The 18172-nt window shown below is 62.0% G+C and carries 18 protein-coding genes; 7 read left to right on the top strand and 11 right to left on the bottom strand.

Features of this window, described 5'->3' with window-relative positions; all coding sequences use genetic code 11:
* Nucleotides 1–14: 14 nt before the first annotated feature.
* Nucleotides 15–878, bottom strand: coding sequence for a universal stress protein (locus ACEWE8_RS24325; protein WP_046788281.1), 864 nt, complete (start codon nucleotides 876–878; stop codon nucleotides 15–17).
* 154 nt (nucleotides 879–1032) lie between these two features.
* Between ACEWE8_RS24325 and ACEWE8_RS24320 the strand changes: the two genes are divergently transcribed.
* On the top strand, nucleotides 1033–1650 hold the full coding sequence (locus tag ACEWE8_RS24320; RefSeq protein ID WP_046788280.1) for a tRNA-(ms[2]io[6]A)-hydroxylase: 618 nt from the start codon (nucleotides 1033–1035) through the stop codon (nucleotides 1648–1650).
* Nucleotides 1651–1684: 34 nt separating this feature from the next.
* On the opposite strand, the gene ACEWE8_RS24315 is transcribed toward ACEWE8_RS24320, so the two are convergent.
* Nucleotides 1685–2005: a YqjD family protein gene (locus ACEWE8_RS24315; RefSeq protein WP_046788279.1), complete on the bottom strand. Its 321-nt coding sequence runs from the start codon at nucleotides 2003–2005 to the stop codon at nucleotides 1685–1687.
* A gap of 125 nt (nucleotides 2006–2130) precedes the next feature.
* Between ACEWE8_RS24315 and ACEWE8_RS24310 the strand changes: the two genes are divergently transcribed.
* Complete coding sequence (locus ACEWE8_RS24310; protein WP_012315267.1) at nucleotides 2131–2394, top strand: hypothetical protein; 264 nt, start codon at nucleotides 2131–2133, stop codon at nucleotides 2392–2394.
* Between the two features lie 14 nt (nucleotides 2395–2408).
* Here the strand turns inward: ACEWE8_RS24310 and ACEWE8_RS24305 are convergent, their stop codons facing one another.
* A complete protein-coding gene (locus ACEWE8_RS24305; RefSeq protein ID WP_046788278.1) occupies nucleotides 2409–2897 on the bottom strand; it encodes an LEA type 2 family protein in 489 nt (162 codons plus the stop codon).
* A gap of 264 nt (nucleotides 2898–3161) precedes the next feature.
* Between ACEWE8_RS24305 and ACEWE8_RS24300 the strand changes: the two genes are divergently transcribed.
* The 4 genes from ACEWE8_RS24300 (at nucleotide 3162) to ACEWE8_RS24285 (ending at nucleotide 6467) form a co-directional block, all read left to right on the top strand.
* Nucleotides 3162–3479: a hypothetical protein gene (locus ACEWE8_RS24300; protein ID WP_046788277.1), complete on the top strand. Its 318-nt coding sequence runs from the start codon at nucleotides 3162–3164 to the stop codon at nucleotides 3477–3479.
* Nucleotides 3480–3501: 22 nt separating this feature from the next.
* Nucleotides 3502–4650, top strand: a complete 1149-nt coding sequence (locus ACEWE8_RS24295) for a PQQ-dependent sugar dehydrogenase (protein ID WP_046788276.1) — start codon at nucleotides 3502–3504, stop codon at nucleotides 4648–4650.
* Nucleotides 4651–4769: 119 nt separating this feature from the next.
* The gene (gene zapE / locus ACEWE8_RS24290; RefSeq protein ID WP_046788275.1) at nucleotides 4770–5876 is read left to right on the top strand and encodes a cell division protein ZapE; all 1107 of its coding nucleotides are present in this window, start codon (nucleotides 4770–4772) and stop codon (nucleotides 5874–5876) included.
* A 12-nt stretch (nucleotides 5877–5888) separates the two neighbouring features.
* Complete coding sequence (locus ACEWE8_RS24285; protein WP_046788274.1) at nucleotides 5889–6467, top strand: DinB family protein; 579 nt, start codon at nucleotides 5889–5891, stop codon at nucleotides 6465–6467.
* Nucleotides 6468–6491: 24 nt separating this feature from the next.
* Here the strand turns inward: ACEWE8_RS24285 and ACEWE8_RS24280 are convergent, their stop codons facing one another.
* The 8 genes from ACEWE8_RS24280 to ACEWE8_RS24245 all read right to left on the bottom strand — a co-directional run bounded on the left by ACEWE8_RS24280 (nucleotide 6492) and on the right by ACEWE8_RS24245 (nucleotide 16480).
* On the bottom strand, nucleotides 6492–8456 hold the full coding sequence (locus ACEWE8_RS24280) for a DNA topoisomerase III (protein ID WP_046788273.1): 1965 nt from the start codon (nucleotides 8454–8456) through the stop codon (nucleotides 6492–6494).
* 265 nt (nucleotides 8457–8721) lie between these two features.
* Nucleotides 8722–9156: a GNAT family N-acetyltransferase gene (locus tag ACEWE8_RS24275; protein ID WP_012315260.1), complete on the bottom strand. Its 435-nt coding sequence runs from the start codon at nucleotides 9154–9156 to the stop codon at nucleotides 8722–8724.
* On the bottom strand, nucleotides 9149–10315 hold the full coding sequence (locus tag ACEWE8_RS24270; protein ID WP_046788272.1) for a cupin domain-containing protein: 1167 nt from the start codon (nucleotides 10313–10315) through the stop codon (nucleotides 9149–9151). The genes ACEWE8_RS24275 and ACEWE8_RS24270 overlap by 8 nt, the downstream gene beginning before the upstream one ends.
* 81 nt (nucleotides 10316–10396) lie before the next feature.
* Nucleotides 10397–11767, bottom strand: a complete 1371-nt coding sequence (gene purB / locus ACEWE8_RS24265; protein WP_046788271.1) for an adenylosuccinate lyase — start codon at nucleotides 11765–11767, stop codon at nucleotides 10397–10399.
* 126 nt (nucleotides 11768–11893) lie between these two features.
* Nucleotides 11894–12520, bottom strand: a complete 627-nt coding sequence (gene hflD, locus ACEWE8_RS24260) for a high frequency lysogenization protein HflD (protein WP_046788270.1) — start codon at nucleotides 12518–12520, stop codon at nucleotides 11894–11896.
* Nucleotides 12517–13641, bottom strand: a complete 1125-nt coding sequence (gene mnmA / locus ACEWE8_RS24255) for a tRNA 2-thiouridine(34) synthase MnmA (protein WP_046788269.1) — start codon at nucleotides 13639–13641, stop codon at nucleotides 12517–12519. Before mnmA ends, hflD begins: the two co-directional genes overlap by 4 nt.
* A 59-nt stretch (nucleotides 13642–13700) precedes the next feature.
* Entirely contained in the window at nucleotides 13701–14141 is a 441-nt protein-coding gene (locus tag ACEWE8_RS24250) for an NUDIX hydrolase (protein WP_046788268.1), read from the bottom strand.
* Between the two features lie 113 nt (nucleotides 14142–14254).
* Nucleotides 14255–16480 (bottom strand): NADP-dependent isocitrate dehydrogenase, encoded by a 2226-nt coding sequence (locus ACEWE8_RS24245; RefSeq protein WP_046788267.1) that lies wholly within the window; start codon nucleotides 16478–16480, stop codon nucleotides 14255–14257.
* A 416-nt stretch (nucleotides 16481–16896) separates the two neighbouring features.
* On the opposite strand from ACEWE8_RS24245, the gene icd reads away from it, so the two are divergent.
* On the top strand, nucleotides 16897–18153 hold the full coding sequence (gene icd, locus ACEWE8_RS24240) for an NADP-dependent isocitrate dehydrogenase (protein WP_012315253.1): 1257 nt from the start codon (nucleotides 16897–16899) through the stop codon (nucleotides 18151–18153).
* The last annotated feature ends 19 nt before the right edge of the window (nucleotides 18154–18172 follow it).

Raw genomic sequence — 18172 nt, 5'->3', positions numbered from 1 at the left:
GTGCGCAAAAATTTCTAGCCTCGGGCCAATTCAGCCAGGTGCGCGATCGCCTCTTCACTTTTAAGTACCAGCACATCACCTACCAGCGTATCGAGCACGACTTCAGAGGTATTGCCAATCAAGGCACCTGAGATGCCCGTGCGCGCGACAGTGCCAATGACCGTGACCACTGCATCGAGCTTCTGCTCGGTATGAGGTATCAGCACATCCGCAGGGCCCTCTGCGACATGCAGGCGATCTTCGCTGATATCATATTCGGCCTGGAAAGCACTGCACGCCTCTCGGTAGCGTTTTTCGATGGTCTCACTGAGCTGGTAGACCGGATCGGATGCTGCCAGCATGGGGGAGGGATGCGCACTGATCACGTGCAGTTCACCTTTTGCCAGGCTGGCAATGTCATAGCCATGGTCGATGATGCTGGTATGCAGCCGCCGATGATCTTCGTCATCGTTACCGACATCCACTGCTGCCAAAATCTTGCCTCCTGTCCAGGGCCGCTCGCTCTTGACCATCAACACGGCGCAAGGGCACTGGCGCAGAAGTTTCCAGTCACTTGGCGTCAGCAATGCCTTGCGCAGGGGGTTGTCCGGCCGGTGTTCCTTGATCACCAGGTCACAGCCTTCGGCCTGCTGAACGGCGATGATCGACTCGTGCAGGGTCTCGTTCCAGTTCTGTTCATGAGAGACGTTATCGTAGCCATCGTCGTGTAGCTGACTGCCAAGCAGGCTGAGTAGTGCACTGTGATCCTGTTTTTTGTCGCACATGAGCAGGTGCAGGCGCGCACCGGTTACGCCGGCTATAAGCTTGGCACGGGTCAACGCACGGCTATGGGCATGATCGGGATCGAGTACCACTAGAATGCTACGGACAGCTTGCATGGGCATGAACTCCCCTCAAAAGATGGTGGCCTATGCCTGACTATAGTAGGCGAGCCTTGCGTCGCCGCTTGATGTACATCAAGCATAGCCACTGGCGCTCATGATCGGCGCCGGTATAATCGCCCGTCCTGCCTGCTGTGTGTGGTTGTACGTTATGTCCCTGAGCCCCGAAATCGATGCCTTCCTAGGTTGCAAGACTCCAGACGCCTGGATCGAAGCGGCCATCGCCGACCAGGAAACCTTGCTGATCGACCACAAGAACTGTGAGTTCAAAGCTGCCAGCACTGCGCTGAGCCTGATCGCCAAGTACAACACCCACCTGGACCTGATCAACATGATGTCGCGCCTGGCCCGAGAGGAACTGGTACATCATGAGCAGGTTTTGCGCTTGATGAAGCGCCGTGGTGTGCCTTTGCGGCCAGTGTCGGCAGGGCGCTACGCCTCTGGCTTGCGTCGCCTGGTACGTGCCCATGAACCAGTCAAGCTGGTGGATACGCTAGTGGTAGGGGCATTTATCGAAGCACGCAGCTGCGAACGCTTTGCAGCATTGGTCCCGCACCTTGATGAAGAGCTCGGCACTTTCTATCACGGCTTGCTGAAAAGCGAAGCGCGTCACTACCAGGGTTACCTGAAACTCGCCCATCAGTATGGTGATGAAGCAGATATAGCCCAGAGGGTTCAGCAGGTGCGCGATGCGGAAGCGGAGTTGATCCTGTCTGCTGACCAGGAATTGCGTTTCCACAGTGGTATTCCGATGGCGCAGGCCGCCTGATTTGAAGCAGCCGGCACTACGCCTGGGGAACGGTCTAGTGGCGGCGGCCTAGCAGCAGGCCAATTACCAGGCCAAACCCGGCAGAAACCGCAACGGTCTGCCATGGGTGGCCGCCGATATAGTCCTGGGTTGCGTCTACTACCGGTTGTGCCTTGGCGCGCACCTGCCCGGCCGCCTCTCGAGCCTGGCGAAGTTTCTGGCTGACCTGCGCGCGCAGCGTGTCGGCTTCTTCACCTACCAGAGAGGCGCTGTCGTTGAGCAGCTTCTCCGACTCTTCTATCAATGCCTGCAACTCACTGAACACCTGATCCTTGATCTGCTCGCTGTTAGCTGCAATGGCTGATTTTCGGGCCATGAACATGTCCTCGTCGATAGGGGGGTAAGCAATGGATGCCGGTGCGCCGGGAAAGTTGCGCCAGCTTAGCGATGAAGCAGCACTACGGTGTAAGATAGCGGCCATTTCAACTGGCAGGTACTTTCATGAGTTTCAATCTGGCCAACAGGAGCTTCGAGGAACGGGCACAGATCGAGGCAGAAAAGGCGCGGCTGTTCGAACTGTGGCAGAACAACCTGGGCAAGGCGAAGGGCGACGCAGCTCGGCTGATTTCGGAAAAGCCGCGCCGCAAGGGCAAATGGGCCGAATGGGTACGTGCCGAACTGGACGGCATGTCGCCGCCTGAATACGCCAGCATGGTACGCAGCGAGGTCAACAAGATGATGGCCGCCGCCAGCACCAACCGTTGATGATCCGCAGCCTGTCACCAATACAGGTTGCCCCCTTTGGGCAGGTCCAGCTTGCCCTCATCGGTGAAGCGCACGGTGCCCAGGGGGCCGCCAGCCAGTTTCCCGCGCAGTACATAAGGCATCCCTTGTAGCGAGTCGAGCCTGCTCAGACCATAGGCCTGGCGCAGGAATGCAAAAGCCGTGACGCTCACCGGTACCACCACCACCGCTTCACTGTAACGGCCAATATGCCCCTGCTGGTCGCTAACCCCAGAGGCCAGGGCCTGGCCATTGACCTCCAGATTCAGCGCGATGCCGTTGTAGTCGACTGGGGCCTCGTTAGGATTTTGTACACGCATCTTTACCGCCATGCGCATCTCCAGTTCTTGCCCCGCCAGTGGTTCGATGCCGATCACGCTGATGTTCAGCGGGTCGCGCGCCTGCAACAAAGCGCAGGCGTTTAACACGCCAGCCAGCAGCAAGACCAGCGATAGTCGGGCGTAGCGTTGCAAAGCGGCAGTCATGCAAATGGACCTTGCCAATGGAAACTGGCCTTAAGTGTGGCAAATGTAAGTCAGTGTTGAAAGCAGCGGTTCTACTTCTGAGGATGCCGCAATCTCACCCTTCGAGCATCGAAGGCCCATGCCTGGCATAGTCTTTAAGGCGAGCAGGGCTGCCTGAGGTTCATACTGAAACATCACGAATCGCATTCACCCTTTTTCTGCGAACGCCTCGCGCCTTACGCTATCAAACGCATGAGGCGCACCTTTTCGTACACGAGGTGGAGTATGAATCTTACATTGCCAGCCCTGGCCGTCGGCTTGTTGCTGGGCTTGTCTGCACAGGCGGCGCCCGTGCAGCCCTTGCTGCTCGCTGCCAGTAACAACAACCCCTACAACAGCCCGATCCAGCGCGCCAACCCCAACAGCCGCCAAGGCAGCCAACCTGTCACACCACCGGTGCGCGGCCCTTCTACCCAGCCCATCCAGCGCACACCTTCCCTGGACAACCGCGGCATCGGTAATGGTGAAAATCTGCGCCGCCAGCAGCAGACGCCGAATCTGGAACCCACCCGCCCACCGCGTGACACCCGGCGCGCGCCCTGAGTACCACTGAAAGGAATCCTGCATGATCAAAGCTACCTGGCTGACCACGCTTACCGCTGCCACACTGCTGCCACTGCTCGCGCACGCCGCCGCCGAGGAGCACTTCCCCAGCGAGGAGGGGCAGGTAACCGTCAGCACCGTGGCCGACGGCTTGCGCAACCCTTGGGCGCTCGCGTTCCTGCCAGGCGGCAAGGATATGCTGGTGACTGAACGCTCCGGTAACCTGCGTGTGGTCAATGCCGAAGGCAAGGTCGGGCCCCCCATAAGCGGGGTGCCCAAGGTCTGGGCAGAGGGCCAGGGCGGTCTGCTCGATGTGGTGTTGTCACCCGAGTTTGCCCAGGACCGTACCGTTTACCTGTCGTATGCCGAAGAGGGCAGTGATGGCAAGGCCGGCACTGCCGTTGGTCGTGGCCAACTGTCCGAAGATCGCGCACGCTTGGAGAACTTCGACGTGATCTTCCGTCAGCAACCGAAGCTTTCGGTGGGCAATCACTTCGGCTCGCGCTTGGTGTTCGATCGCCACGGCTACCTGTTCATTGCGCTGGGCGAGAACAACCAGCGCCCCACGGCGCAGGACCTGGACAAGCTGCAGGGCAAAATCGTGCGCATCCTGCCCGATGGTGAAGTGCCCAAAGACAACCCCTTCGTCGGGAAAAAAGCAGTTCGCGCCGAGATCTGGTCATTCGGCCACCGTAATCAGCAGGGGGCGGCCCTCAATCCTTGGACCGGTAAGCTCTGGACCCACGAACATGGCCCCCGCGGCGGTGACGAGATCAATATCCCGCAGGCGGGGAAGAACTACGGTTGGCCGATCGCCACCCACGGCATCAACTACTCGCTGATGCCGATCCCTGAGGCCAAGGGCGAACATGTCGACGGTATGGTCGACCCGCATCATGTTTGGGAAAAGTCCCCAGGCATCAGTGGCATGGCTTTTTATGACAGCCCCACGTTCAAGGCCTGGGACCACAATCTGTTCATCGGTGCGCTGGCTACCCAAGAGCTGATTCGCCTGCAGCTAGAGGGCGACAAGATCGTCCATGAGGAGCGCTTGCTAGGGGATTTGAAGGCGCGAATCCGCGATGTGCGGGTTGGGCCGGATGGCTACCTGTATGTGCTCATCGATGAAAAGGACGGGTCGCTGCTCAAAGTGGGTCTGAGCGAGGGCTGAAAGCTATTCCGGGCTTTACCGGCCCTATCGCTGGCAAGCTGCCTCGCTAAGGTGCAAGAGCGGTGATGCATGAGGTGGCGCAGGCTTGCTGACGATCGGGCCCTTCAACATAATGCTGCATGGCATTTGACCCCCAAACGCTCTATCAGCAGGCCCTTGCCGATCAAGGCTACGTCCCCGACCCGCAGCAAGCGCAGGCCGTCAATGCCTTGCAAGCCTGTTTCGAAGCCCTCGAGCGGGGCAGTCCCGCCCAGGGGCTTTACCTGTGGGGGCCGGTCGGCCGCGGCAAGACCTGGCTCATGGACCTGTTCCACCGCGGCCTGAGCATTGCCGCCCGGCGTCAGCACTTTCACCATTTCATGGCATGGGTCCATCAGCGGCTGTTCCAGCTCAACGGCACCGCCGATCCGTTGCAGGCTCTTGCCCAAGAGCTGGCAGGGCAAATCCGCGTGCTGTGCTTCGACGAACTTTTTGTCAGCGACATCGCAGATGCAATCATTCTCGGCCGCCTGTTCCAGGTGTTGTTCGATCATGGCGTGGTGGTGGTTGCCACCTCCAACCAGCCGCCGCATCTGCTGTACCAGGACGGTTTCAACCGCGATCGTTTTCTGCCGGCCATCACCGCCATCGAACGGCACATGCAGGTCCTGGCGGTGGCAGGCGAGCAAGACCATCGTCTTCACCCTGGGGCCGCACACCAGCGCTACTGGGTGGCTGAAGCTGGTAAGGCAAAGGCGCTCGAGGCGGTTTTCAAGCAGCTCAGCCCCGACGATCCGGGCAGTGCGCAGCCGTTCGCAGTGGGTTCACGGCAAATCCAGGTGATCCGGCGTAGCAGCCAAGCGATCTGGTGTCGCTTCGCCGACCTGTGCGAGCAACCACTGGCGGCGATGGAGTTCATGGCGCTGTGCGATCAGTTCTCGGCAATCCTGGTCGAAGGCATTCCAGCCCTGAGCGGCGAGCAGCGGGCCGGGCGTATTGCCCGTGGTACCGAAGATGGAGCCGCGCGGGTAGAGGCGGGGGATCGGCAACTGCCAGCGCTGGCTGCCAAGGATGACGCTGTCCGCCGCTTCATTGCCCTGGTCGACGAATGCTACGACCGTAGGGTGGCGCTGTACCTTGAGGCTCAGGTTCCGCTCGAAGCGCTCTACACTCAAGGGTATCTGGCGTTCCCGTACCAAAGGACCCTGAGCCGGCTACGGGAGATGCAACTGCAACGCTTCGCCTGAAGGAGCCGAACCATGGAGCCGCTGTCGCATCATCTGCTGACCCAGGCCTACAACAATGGCTGGGCCAATCACCGCCTGTACAAGGCCTGCCTGCAACTGACCCAGGACGAGTTCGTCGCGCCTCGGTGCAGCTTCTTCCCATCGATCAAGGCCACCCTCAATCATTTGCTGACGGTGGACTGGTTCTACCTGCACATGCTCGAGTGCGAGCAGCGTGGCGAGGCACCTGAGCCCGACGGTGAACGTTTCTTCGAGCCGGAGCAACCTTTTGCCACATGCACCGACCTGCACGCCGAACAGGCCCAGGCTGACCACCGGCTGATCGCCTACTGCAGTGTGCTGAGCGACGACCAGCTATCGCGCTACGTGAGTATCGTAAGGCCCGACCGTGTGCAGCGTGAACAGCGGTTGCGCTTGCTTGCCCACCTGTTCGAGCACCAGATCCATCACCGTGGGCAGGTCCATGCCATGCTCAGCGATACAGCGGTGCGACCGCCCCAGCTGGATGAGTTCTTCTGTGAGGAAGAGGCCGGTTTGCGGGCGCATGATTTTGCCGAGCTTGGCTGGAGCGAGGATCGAGTCTGGAAGTGATGCCGTGCTGCTGTGGCTGGCTATTCAGTTGGGGGCCTTGCGCCGAGGCTGCCGGGCCTTGCTGCCCGTGGCCTTGGCGCCGTTAGCTGCAGGCTTGCCTTTGCCCCCGCTCCTGCGCTTTTTCTTCCACGGCGCCGTCTTGCCCACCGCTGGCCCGTTTATCGTCATGCGCATGCCGCTGCAGCGCTCCACCAGCTTGCCCATCCATGCCGACTGCCGCGCCACGAAGTCCTCCAGGCTCATTTCACCACTTTGCACCATGTCCAGCGCCTGCTCCCAGATTGCCGTGGTACCTGGGTCGGCGATGGCGCGTGGCACTGCGTCGATCAGGCTGAAAGCCGCTGGGGTGGCGGCCAGTGCCTTGCCGTTCTTGACCAGGTAGCCGCGGTCGAGCAGGCCCTGGATGATGCTGGCACGGGTCGCCTCGGTGCCGATGCCGGTGGTTTCCTTGAGCTTCTGTTTCAGCCGCGGGTCGTCCACCAGTTTGGCGACGTTCTTCATGGCCTTGATCAGGTCGCCTTCGGTGAAGGGTTTGGGCGGTTGGGTCCACAGGTCTTTCAACTGCAGGCCCTGCACCGAGCAGTCCTGGCCCTCACGCAACGTTGGCAGGACTTGCGCCGGCGGCGCTTCGCGGCCTTTGGCCGGGGCCAACGCTTCTGGTAATGCGCGACGCCAGCCCGGCTCCGCGATCTGCTTGCCCACGGCGCGCAGGGCATGGCCTGCACAGTCGAACTCGGCCTGGGTTCGATCGTACTCGTGGTTGGGCAGGAACTGGGCCAGGTAACGGGCGCGGATCAGGGTATAGACCGCCTTGTGCTTGGCTGGCAAGCGTGACGGGTCGCTGGCGGCCGCAGTAGGGATGATGCCGTGGTGCGCGGTGACCTTGGAATCGTTCCAGGCCCGCGAGCGGCGGTGCGGCTCAAGGTGCGCTTGCAACGGCGCCAGGCTGCTATCGGCGCGCTGTAATGCAGTAAGGATTGCCGGCGCTTCGCTGTGTTGGCTGACAGGCAGGTAACCGCAGTCGCTTCGTGGGTAAGTGATCAGCTTGTGGGTTTCGTACAGGGCCTGGGCAATGTCGAGGGTTTCCTGGGCGCCAAGGCCGAACTTCTTTGAGCACAATTCCTGCAGGGTGCCGAGGTCGAAGGGCAGGGGTGCTGCCTCGCGTACACGTTCGGTGGCCACCTTGAGCACCCGTGCAGTGCGGGCGTTGCCGATATCTGTTGCGGCCTGTTGGGCCAGCGCCTGGTTAAGGCAGCGCCCATGGTCGTCGCAGGTATCTTGCGGTGCTCGCCATTGGGCGTTGAAGCCAATGTTGGCATGCTCGAGTTGCACGTCGATGGCCCAGAACGGTAGCGGTACGAAATCAGCGATGCTACGGTCGCGGTCCACCACCAGGCGCAGGGTGGGTGTTTGTACCCGGCCAACGGGTAGCACACCCTGATAGCCGGACTGGCGGCCCAACAGGGTGAAAAGCCGGCTCATGTTCATGCCGATGAGCCAGTCGGCGCGTGAGCGGCCCAGCGCCGAGTGATAGAGGTTGAAGGTATCCTGCCCCGGCAGCAGGCGTGCCAGGGCCTTGCGAATCGAGGCATCGTCCAGAGCGGACAACCACAGGCGCTGAATGGGCCCACGGTAGCGACAATGTTCGACTAGCTCGCGGGCAATCATTTCGCCTTCGCGGTCGGCATCGGTGGCGATTACCAGTTCGCGTGCTTCGCCGAGCAGGCGCTTGACGGCCTTGAACTGGCTGGCAGTCTTGGGCTTGACCAGCATCTTCCACTTTTCCGGAATGATCGGCAGGTCGGCGAGGTTCCAGCGCTTGTAGCGTTCGTCGTAGCTGTCGGGCGGAGCGGTTTCCAACAGGTGGCCGATGCACCAGGTGACGCAGACGTCGGTGCCTTGCCAGCAGCCGTCGCCCCTGCGGTTGGCGCCAAGGATCTTGGCGATGTCTTTTGCCTGGGAGGGTTTTTCGCAGAGGAACAGGCGCATGGCCGGGACGCTTTATCGAGGGTGATAGGCAGTAGGATGCGCAAGCGGGGGCGCGGTGGCAAGTTTTATCTGGATGGATGTACAGGTTTTTTATTGCATGGTTTACCCAAACAACGCAGTTGGCGTAGGAGCGGCCTTGCGTCGCGAAAGGGCTGCGAAGCAGCCCCGACGTTACAGACGGCGCTGCAATAAGCCCCGGGGCCGCTTCGCAGCCCTTACGCGACACAAGGCCGCTCCTACACGGGTTTAGCGCAAGTTTGAAGCTTCAGGCGATCTCGCGGGAGTCGCGCACCATGTCCACATGCGGGATGCCGGCTTCGAGGAATTCCTCGCTGACCACGCGAAAGCCCAGCCGCTCATAGAACGGCGTGGCATGCACCTGAGCACTCAGCATCTGCTGCTTGAGGTCGCGGTTTTGCGCCTCAAGGATTACCGCATTGACCAGCGCGTCGCCAACCTTCAGCCCGCGCCAGTCCTTGAGCACCGAGATGCGCCCGATGGTGCCGTCCGCCAGCAGGCGGGCAGTGCCAATCGGGTAATCGCCTTCCAGCGCCAGAAAGTGCAGCGCGTCCTGGTCTTCCGAATCGAACTCCAGCTCCGGCGGAATGTGCTGTTCGGCGACGAACACCGCTTCACGGATACGACGGATATCGGCGTTGTCTTTCTGCCAGTCGGCGAGGCGCACACGAATCTTATTCATTGGCGAATCCCAAGCTTCCTTGTTTGATCAATTGCTGTACCAGCATAAGGCCATCTTCATCCTCCAGCCACTGTGCAAGGTTGTCGATGTGTAACGCGTCGGCGGCACAAACCAGCTTCAGCAGCTCGCGCAGTTTGGCTGGCAACGGGCAACTGCGGCCGCTGGCGAACAGCATCAGGTCGTCGCCAAGCTCCGACCAGGCCATGCGTGCGCTTGGGTTGCGGATCAGGATGGCGCCATCTTCGAGCGCTTCGATCAGCTCCTGCTCGTCCAGCTCTTCACCGACGACCTGCTCGGGGTAGCGCGGCTCGGTCATGAACTGGCCGAACCAGGTCAGCAGCAGGTCCTTGTCGTTCATGTGCTTGTCGAGCAGGCCCTTGAGGCGGTCGAGGGCGTCGTGCTGGATCTGGTGTGGGTCGCTGGCCGGCCCGGCGTCGGCGTCGCTGTAGCGCTCCTCGTCCGGCAGGAACTGGCCGAGGAAGTCGGTGAAGTGGGTCAGCACTTCGGCGGCGCTCGGGGCGCGGAAGCCGACCGAGTAGGTCAGGCAGTCGTCCACTGCTACGCCGTAGTGGGCCAGGCGCGGTGGCAGGTAGAGCATGTCGCCTGGCTCCAGGGTCCATTCGCCGCTCTGTTCGAATTCGGCGAGGATGCGCAGGTCGGCATGGTCCAGCAGCGGGCTGTCGCTGTTGCACATCTGGCCGATCTTCCAGTTGCGCTGGCCGTGGCCTTGCAGCAGGAACACGTCGTAGTTGTCGAAGTGCGGGCCTACGCTGCCACCGGGGGTGGCGAAGCTGATCATCACGTCGTCGATGCGCCAGCTTGGCAGGAAGCGGAAGTGCTCCAGCAGTTCGGCCACTTCCGGTACGAACTGGTCGACGGCCTGAACCAGCAGGGTCCAGTCCTTTTCAGGCAGGTCGGCGAAGGTGTCTTCGTTGAACGGGCCGCGGCGCAGCTCCCACGGGTGGGCGCCGTGCTCGAGCACGATGCGCGACTCGACTTCCTCTTCCAGGGCCAGGCCGGCCAGCTCGTCGGGGTCGATCGGGCTTTCGAAGTCCGGGAATGCCTGGCGCACCAGCAGCGGCTTCTTCTGCCAGTAGTCGCGCATGAATTCGCGGGCCGAGATGCCGCCGAGCAGCTGCAGTGGAGTATCAGGATTCATGTTCAACCTATTGAAAAAACGTAATTTTCGTCCGGGAATAAAAACGCCCGGCCAGGCCGGGCGTTGAAGGCGATGCTCAGCTTAGATGCGTTTGGCCTGCGCTGCGGCGTTACCGATGTAGCTGGCAGGGGTCAATTGCTTGAGCTCGGCCTTGGCTTCGGCTGGCATGTCCAGGCCGTCGATGAAGGTCAGCAGCGCTTCTGGGGTGATGCCCTTGCCACGGGTCAGCTCTTTGAGCTTCTCGTAGGGGTTCTCGATGTTGAAGCGGCGCATCACGGTCTGGATTGGCTCGGCGAGGACTTCCCAGCAGGCGTCCAGGTCGGCGGCGATACGCGCGGCGTTGACTTCCAGCTTGCCGATGCCTTTCAGGCTGGCTTCATAGGCGATGACGCTGTGGGCGAAGCCCACACCCAGGTTGCGCAGCACGGTGGAGTCGGTCAGGTCACGCTGCCAGCGCGAGATCGGCAGCTTGCTGGCCAGGTGCTGGAACAGGGCGTTGGCGATACCCAGGTTGCCTTCGGAGTTCTCGAAGTCGATCGGGTTGACCTTGTGCGGCATGGTCGACGAGCCAATTTCGCCAGCGACGGTCTTTTGCTTGAAGTAGCCCAGCGAGATGTAGCCCCAGACGTCGCGGTCGAAGTCGATGAGGATGGTGTTGAAGCGGGCGATGGCGTCGAACAGCTCGGCGATGTAGTCGTGCGGTTCGATCTGGGTGGTGTACGGGTTGAACACCAGGCCCAGTTCGTCTTCGATGAAGGCGCGGGCGTTTTCTTCCCAGTCGATCTGCGAGTAGGCCGAGAGGTGGGCGTTGTAGTTGCCCACGGCGCCGTTGATCTTGCCCAGCAGCGGCACGGCGGCCACTTGAGCGATCTGGCGCTCCAGGCGGTAGACGACGTTGGCCAGCTCTTTGCCCAGGGTGGTCGGCGAAGCCGGCTGGCCGTGGGTGCGCGACAGCATCGGCACGTCGGCGTGGGCATGGGCCAGGGCGCGAATGGCTTCGGCGATCTGACGCATCAGCGGCAGCAGCACGTCGTCGCGGCCAGCACGCAGCATCAGCGCGTGGGACAGGTTGTTGATGTCCTCACTGGTGCAGGCGAAGTGGATGAATTCGCTGACCTTTGCCAGCTCAGGCAGTTGCGCAGCCTGCTCCTTGAGGAGGTATTCGATCGCCTTGACGTCATGGTTGGTGGTGCGCTCGATTTCCTTGACGCGTTCAGCGTGCTCGAGCTTGAAGTCGGTGGCCAGGCCGTCCAGCAGGGCGTTGGCTTCAGCGGAGAACGCCGGCACTTCGCCAATTTGCGGGTGAGCGGCCAGGCGCTGTAGCCAGCGCACTTCGACCAGGGCGCGGAAACGGATCAGGCCGAATTCGCTGAAAATGGGGCGCAAGGCCTGGGTTTTGCCGGCATAACGGCCGTCTACAGGGGAAACCGCAGTGAGCGAAGAAAGCTGCATGGGGTGTTCTCGGACAGTCAGGCTTTTGGAAGGGCGCATATGATACATGAAAAATGCCTGTAGGAGCGGCCTTGCGTCGCGAAAGGGCTGCGCAAGGCCGCTCCTACCGAGGGTTCAGCGCCGCCGTCAGGAAGGTGTGCGCATCATATCGTACAGTTCGTTGAGCAACTTGCGCCGGCTGAACACCAGCTGCCAGCGATGCCCGCCCAGCTGGCGCCACAGGCGTGCGGCGCGGATGCCTGCCAGCAGCAGGGCGCGGATCTTCGACGCGTTGCTGGCCTGCTGCAGGAAACGCATGTCGCCATGCACCTGAATGCGCTGGCGCAGTGTGCTCAAGGTGTCCTGATACAAGGCGCCGCTGGAGGCGATGACGTTTTCGTGAACCAGGCCGAAATGGTCGGCCTGTGACTGGATTTGCGGCAGGCGGTTGCCGATGGTGTCGAGCAGGTCGCCACGCTTGTTCAGCTGGCGTTCCAGCCCGAGCATCGACAGCGCATAACGCAGCGGTTCGCGCTGCAGGCTGCTGGGGTCGCGCTCCAGGGCGCCGACCAGGGCACGATAACCGTCGCGCAGGTTGAGGTCGTCGCCACCGAATACCTCCAGGGTGTCCTTGGGGTCGCGCACCAGCAGGCTGCCCAGCATGCAGCCGATATCGGCCTCGCTGGCCTGGCCGGTGCGGGCGATGCGGTCGACCAGCACGGCGGCCTGAAACACCCCACCCAGGGCAATCAATTGCTCCTGCAGTTTGCTCATGCGCGCGGGCTCCACGGCTCGGCCGTCTCGATCACGCCGCCGCCCAGGCACACCTCGCCGTCGTAGAACACTACCGACTGGCCAGGGGTAACGGCGCGCTGTGGCTCGTCGAACACAGCGCGGTAGCCGCTTTCGGTCAGCTCCAGGGTGCAGCGCTGGTCGCTCTGACGGTAGCGCACCTTGGCAGTGAGCGTACGCGGGCTGCTGAGGTCGATCGGGTTGACCCAGAAGATCTCCGAGGCGAGCAGGGCGCGGGAGAACAACCAAGGGTGTTCGTTGCCCTGGCCGACCACCAGCACATTGCGGGTCAGGTCTTTGTGCAGCACGTACCACGGCTCGTCGCCGGCGTCTTTCAAGCCCCCGATGCCCAAGCCCTGGCGCTGGCCGATGGTATGGTACATCAGGCCGTGATGGCGGCCGATGACTTCGCCTTCGGTGGTCTGTATCTCACCTGGCTGGGCCGGCAGGTACTGCTTGAGGAAGTCGCTGAAGCGGCGCTCACCGATGAAGCAGATACCGGTGGAGTCCTTCTTCTTGGCAGTGGCCAGGCCGTGCTTTTCGGCGATGGCGCGAACCTCGGGCTTTTCCAGTTCGCCGACCGGGAACAGGGTGCGGGCGATTTCCTTGCCGCCGACGGCATGCAGGAAGTAGCTCTGGTCCTTGTTCGGGTCCAGGCCCTTGAGCAGTTCGGTGATCGCGCCGGTGTCGCGGCGGCGCACGTAATGGCCAGTGGCGATCAGGTCTGCACCCAGCGACAGTGCGTAGTCGAGAAACGCCTTGAACTTGATTTCGCGGTTGCAAAGGATGTCCGGGTTGGGCGTACGGCCGGCCTTGTACTCTTCGAGGAAGTGCTCGAAAACGTTGTCCCAGTATTCGGCAGCGAAGTTGGCGGTGTGCAGCTTGATGCCGATGCGGTCGCACACGGCCTGGGCGTCTGCCAGATCTTCACGGGCGGTGCAGTATTCGGTGCCGTCGTCCTCTTCCCAGTTCTTCATGAACAGACCTTCCACCTGGTAGCCCTGCTCCATGAGCAGAAGGGCGGAGACGGAAGAGTCCACGCCGCCGGACATGCCGACGATGACGCGGGTCTTGGCGGGGTCTTTGAGTGCTGGGCTGGTCATGGCTACCGATGTGTATCAAGGGGGAAAAGCGCCGAGTCTACCAAACCCGAGGCTGCGCGTCAGTCGCGCAGCAAGTCAAGGCTGTGCAGCGGGCCCGCAAGGTAGTCATCCAGGCAGCGTGGTACCAGCTCGCTGCGCCAGCGGTCGGGGGCAGCCAACAGTTCCTCGCGGGTGAGCCAGACGGCACGCACGATGTCGCTGTCCAGCGCGAGGTCGGCGTGGTGGTGCACGGGGCGTGCGGCAAAGCAGATGCGCTGGTAGGTCACGCCGTTGCTGGGGGCGGTGTACAGGTAGATGCCGACCACGCCGGTAAGCTCGACTTCCCAGGCGGTTTCCTCCAGGGTTTCGCGCAGGGCGGCCTGGGGCAGTGTTTCGTTTGGCTCCAGGTGGCCGGCGGGCTGGTTGAACACGTGCTGGCCGGCTTTGAACTCTTCGACGAAGAGAAATTTGCCTGCGTGCTCGACGATGGTGGCGACGGTGATGTGGGGTTGCCAGGACATGGGCATTTCCTATGGTTGGCGCGGGCCGCTCCTACACAGCTGGCGCGTCTGTGCTTCAGAAAGCACAAACCCCGGTGCGTGGCCGGGGTTTGTGCTGTTACCTCAAGCGAGCCTTACAGGGCGGCAATGGCGCTGTTCAGGGTCTGGCTTGGGCGCATCACCTTGGCGGTCAGCTCGGCATCCGGAGCGTAGTAGCCACCGATGTCGGCCGGCTTGCCCTGCACGGCGTTGAGCTCGGCGACGATGGTCGCTTCGTTCTCGGCCAGGGTTTTTGCCAGTGGTGCGAAGCGCGCCTGCAGGGCGGCGTCGTCAGTCTGGGCGGCCAGCGCTTCTGCCCAGTACAGGGTCAGGTAGAAGTGGCTGCCACGGTTGTCGATACCACCGACTTTGCGCGAAGGCGACTTGTTGGTGTCGAGGAACTTGCCGGTGGCCTGGTCCAGGGTGTTGGCCAGGACCTTGGCGCGCGGGTTGTCGTAGGTGTTGCCCAGGTGCTCCAGGGAAGCGGCCAGGGCCAGGAATTCACCCAGCGAGTCCCAACGCAGGAAGTTTTCTTCAACCAACTGCTGCACGTGCTTGGGTGCCGAACCGCCAGCGCCGGTTTCGAACAGACCGCCGCCGTTCATCAGCGGCACGATCGACAGCATCTTGGCGCTGGTGCCCAGCTCCATGATCGGGAACAGGTCGGTCAGGTAGTCGCGCAGCACGTTGCCGGTCACCGAGATGGTGTCCTTGCCTTCGCGGATGCGGGCGAGCGAGAACTTGATGGCGTCGACCGGCGCCAGAACGCGGATGTCCAGGCCGGCAGTGTCGTGATCCTTCAGGTACTTCTGCACCTTCTCGATCATCACGCCGTCGTGGGCGCGGGCTGGGTCGAGCCAGAACACCGCCGGGGTGTCGCTCAGGCGGGCGCGGTTGACGGCCAGCTTGACCCAGTCCTGGATCGGCGCGTCTTTGGTCTGGCACATGCGGAAGATGTCACCGGCTTCGACGTTCTGCTCCAGAACGACCTTGCCCTTGCCATCGACCACGCGCACGACGCCGTCAGCCTTGACCTGGAAGGTCTTGTCGTGGGAGCCGTACTCTTCGGCCTTCTGTGCCATCAGGCCGACGTTCGGTACGCTGCCCATGGTGGTCGGGTCGAACGCGCCGTTGGCCTTGCAGTCTTCGATGGTGGCCTGGTAGATGCCGGCGTAGCAGCGGTCCGGGATGATCGCCTTGGCATCCTGCAGCTCGCCAGCGGTGTTCCACATCTTGCCCGAGTCACGGATCATGGCCGGCATCGAGGCGTCGACGATCACGTCGCTCGGCACGTGCAGGTTGGTGATGCCTTTGTCGGAGTTGACCATGGCCAGGGCCGGGCGCTCGGCGTACAGGGCCTGGATGTCGGCTTCGATCTCGGCCTGCTTGTCGGCTGGCAGATCCTTGATGCGGGCATACAGGTCACCGATGCCGTTGTTGGCATTGAAGCCCACTTCGGCCAGCGCGGCAGCGTGCTTGGCCAGCACTTCGCCGTAGAAGGCTTCGACGATGACGCCGAACATGATCGGGTCCGAAACCTTCATCATGGTGGCTTTCAGGTGCACCGACAGCAGCACGCCGGAGGCCTTGGCATCGGCGATCTGCTCGGCGATGAAGGCTTTCAGTGCCTTGCGGCTCATGGTTGCGCAGTCGATGATTTCGGCGGCTTTGACGGCGGTCTTTTCTTTCAGCACGGTGGTGCTGCCGTCTTTGGCGACCAGCTCGATGCGCAGGCTGTCGTCAGCCTCGATCAGTGCGGCCTTTTCGCTGCCGTAGAAGTCGCCTTGGGTCATGTGGGCAACGTGCGACTTGGAGTCGGCGGCCCAGGCACCCATCTTGTGCGGGTGCTTGCGCGCGTAGTTCTTGACCGACAGCGGTGCGCGGCGGTCGGAGTTGCCTTCGCGCAGTACCGGGTTCACGGCGCTGCCCTTGATGCGGTCGTAGCGCGCGCGGGATTCTTTTTCTTCCGCGGTGGCCGGCTCGTCGGCGTAGTCCGGGATATTGAGGCCCTTGCCTTGCAGTTCCTTGATCGCGGCCTTGAGCTGCGGTACCGAGGCGCTGATGTTCGGCAGCTTGATGATATTGGCTTCAGGTGTGGTAGCCAGTTGGCCCAGTTCCGCCAGGTGATCGCCTACCTGCTTCTCGGTGCCCAGTTGCTCCGGGAATGCCGCGAGGATGCGGCCAGCCAGGGAAATGTCGCGAGTTTCGACGGCGATGTCAGCCGAAGCGGTGAAAGCTTCGACGATCGGCAGCAGCGAGTAGGTGGCGAGGGCGGGGGCTTCGTCGGTGAAGGTATAGATGATCTTGGAACGGGTGGGCATGCGGGTTAACTCTCTATGTGCTGAGCGTACTCGAGTCTCGAGGTGCGCAGGGTAGGCGCTTCGCCCTGGCGACGCCATGAGCGGAAAGTCGAGAGGCTGCGAGCGGTGATGGTGGATGCATCAGTCGAGCGTCAAGTGCTGAACTGCGGTAACAGCCCAGGCTTTTTGGCCAGTTACTGGCCGAGGGCGAGCCGCATTTTCCTGGGATTCGCCCCGATGACCCTTCGGTCGCGGCGCAGTATATCAAACCAATCGGGCTATTCAGCAAGGCGAAGTGACATCGGCGCCATTTATAAGACCAAAGACGTAGCGGCAATGTGGCGTGATGTCGCAGCGCTTGCAGGTCGGCAGATGTGGTTTAGGCTCAGTGGGATCGCATGATGTCCAATCACACCCGAAAGCGGAGTAGTGCAAGCATGGGATACCAGAAAATCAAGGTTCCGACCGACGGCGCCAAGATCACCGTCAATGCAGACCATTCGCTCAACGTGCCCGACAACCCCATCATTCCCTATATCGAAGGCGACGGCATTGGCGTCGATGTCTCACCGGTGATGATCAAGGTGGTGGACGCTGCCGTGCAGAAGGCCTACGGCGGCAAGCGCAAGATAGCCTGGATGGAAGTATACGCCGGGGAAAAGGCCACCCAGGTCTATGACCAGGACACCTGGCTGCCCCAGGAGACCCTGGACGCGGTGCGCGACTATGTCGTATCGATCAAGGGGCCGCTGACCACTCCGGTCGGCGGGGGCATCCGTTCGTTGAATGTGGCGCTGCGCCAGCAACTTGACCTCTATGTGTGCCTGCGGCCGGTGCTGTGGTTCGAGGGCGTGCCTAGCCCGGTCAAGAAGCCCGGCGATGTCGACATGGTGATTTTCCGCGAGAATTCCGAGGACATCTACGCCGGTATCGAATGGAAAGCCGGCTCGCCCGAAGCGAACAAGGTCATCAAGTTCCTCAAGGAGGAAATGGGCGTCACCAAGATCCGTTTCGACCAGGACTGCGGCATCGGCGTCAAGCCGGTTTCCCGCGAGGGCACCAAGCGCCTGGTGCGCAAGGCCCTGCAATACGTGGTGGACAACGACCGTGAGTCGCTGACCCTGGTGCACAAGGGCAACATCATGAAGTTCACCGAAGGTGCCTTCAAGGACTGGGGTTACGAGGTGGCCAAGGATGAGTTTGGCGCCGAGCTGCTCGATGGTGGCCCTTGGATGAAGTTCAAGAACCCCAAGACCGGCCGCGAGGTCATCGTCAAGGACGCCATTGCCGACGCCATGCTTCAGCAGATCCTGCTGCGCCCGGCCGAGTATGACGTGATTGCCACCCTCAACCTCAACGGCGACTACCTGTCCGATGCACTGGCGGCGGAAGTGGGTGGGATCGGTATCGCGCCAGGCGCCAACCTGTCCGACACCGTGGCCATGTTCGAGGCCACCCACGGCACGGCGCCCAAGTATGCCGGCCAGGACAAGGTCAACCCGGGCTCGGTGATCCTCTCTGCAGAGATGATGCTGCGCCACATGGGTTGGACCGAGGCGGCCGACCTGATCATCAAAGGCACCAATGGCGCGATCGGGGCCAAGACGGTTACCTACGACTTCGAGCGGCTGATGGAAGGTGCGAAGCTGGTGGGTAGCTCAGGCTTCGGCGACGAAATGATCAAGCATATGTGAAACAATTGAAAACCGGCCG

This window comes from Pseudomonas sp. TR47, assembly GCF_044143025.1.
GTDB classification, from domain to species: domain Bacteria; phylum Pseudomonadota; class Gammaproteobacteria; order Pseudomonadales; family Pseudomonadaceae; genus Aquipseudomonas; species Aquipseudomonas putida_E.
This window is presented reverse-complemented; position numbering and strand designations above follow the sequence as displayed.

Bases quoted from the DNA above. Each gene is read 5' to 3' on its own strand.
- ACEWE8_RS24325 (WP_046788281.1), bottom strand. From the start codon at position 878: ATGCAAGCTGTCCGTAGCATTCTAGTGGTACTCGATCCCGATCATGCC.
- ACEWE8_RS24320 (WP_046788280.1), top strand. From the start codon at position 1,033: ATGTCCCTGAGCCCCGAAATCGATGCCTTCCTAGGTTGCAAGACTCCA.
- ACEWE8_RS24315 (WP_046788279.1), bottom strand. From the start codon at position 2,005: ATGGCCCGAAAATCAGCCATTGCAGCTAACAGCGAGCAGATCAAGGAT.
- ACEWE8_RS24310 (WP_012315267.1), top strand. From the start codon at position 2,131: ATGAGTTTCAATCTGGCCAACAGGAGCTTCGAGGAACGGGCACAGATC.
- ACEWE8_RS24305 (WP_046788278.1), bottom strand. From the start codon at position 2,897: ATGACTGCCGCTTTGCAACGCTACGCCCGACTATCGCTGGTCTTGCTG.
- ACEWE8_RS24300 (WP_046788277.1), top strand. From the start codon at position 3,162: ATGAATCTTACATTGCCAGCCCTGGCCGTCGGCTTGTTGCTGGGCTTG.
- ACEWE8_RS24295 (WP_046788276.1), top strand. From the start codon at position 3,502: ATGATCAAAGCTACCTGGCTGACCACGCTTACCGCTGCCACACTGCTG.
- zapE (WP_046788275.1), top strand. From the start codon at position 4,770: ATGGCATTTGACCCCCAAACGCTCTATCAGCAGGCCCTTGCCGATCAA.
- ACEWE8_RS24285 (WP_046788274.1), top strand. From the start codon at position 5,889: ATGGAGCCGCTGTCGCATCATCTGCTGACCCAGGCCTACAACAATGGC.
- ACEWE8_RS24280 (WP_046788273.1), bottom strand. From the start codon at position 8,456: ATGCGCCTGTTCCTCTGCGAAAAACCCTCCCAGGCAAAAGACATCGCC.
- ACEWE8_RS24275 (WP_012315260.1), bottom strand. From the start codon at position 9,156: ATGAATAAGATTCGTGTGCGCCTCGCCGACTGGCAGAAAGACAACGCC.
- ACEWE8_RS24270 (WP_046788272.1), bottom strand. From the start codon at position 10,315: ATGAATCCTGATACTCCACTGCAGCTGCTCGGCGGCATCTCGGCCCGC.
- purB (WP_046788271.1), bottom strand. From the start codon at position 11,767: ATGCAGCTTTCTTCGCTCACTGCGGTTTCCCCTGTAGACGGCCGTTAT.
- hflD (WP_046788270.1), bottom strand. From the start codon at position 12,520: ATGAGCAAACTGCAGGAGCAATTGATTGCCCTGGGTGGGGTGTTTCAG.
- mnmA (WP_046788269.1), bottom strand. From the start codon at position 13,641: ATGACCAGCCCAGCACTCAAAGACCCCGCCAAGACCCGCGTCATCGTC.
- ACEWE8_RS24250 (WP_046788268.1), bottom strand. From the start codon at position 14,141: ATGTCCTGGCAACCCCACATCACCGTCGCCACCATCGTCGAGCACGCA.
- ACEWE8_RS24245 (WP_046788267.1), bottom strand. From the start codon at position 16,480: ATGCCCACCCGTTCCAAGATCATCTATACCTTCACCGACGAAGCCCCC.
- icd (WP_012315253.1), top strand. From the start codon at position 16,897: ATGGGATACCAGAAAATCAAGGTTCCGACCGACGGCGCCAAGATCACC.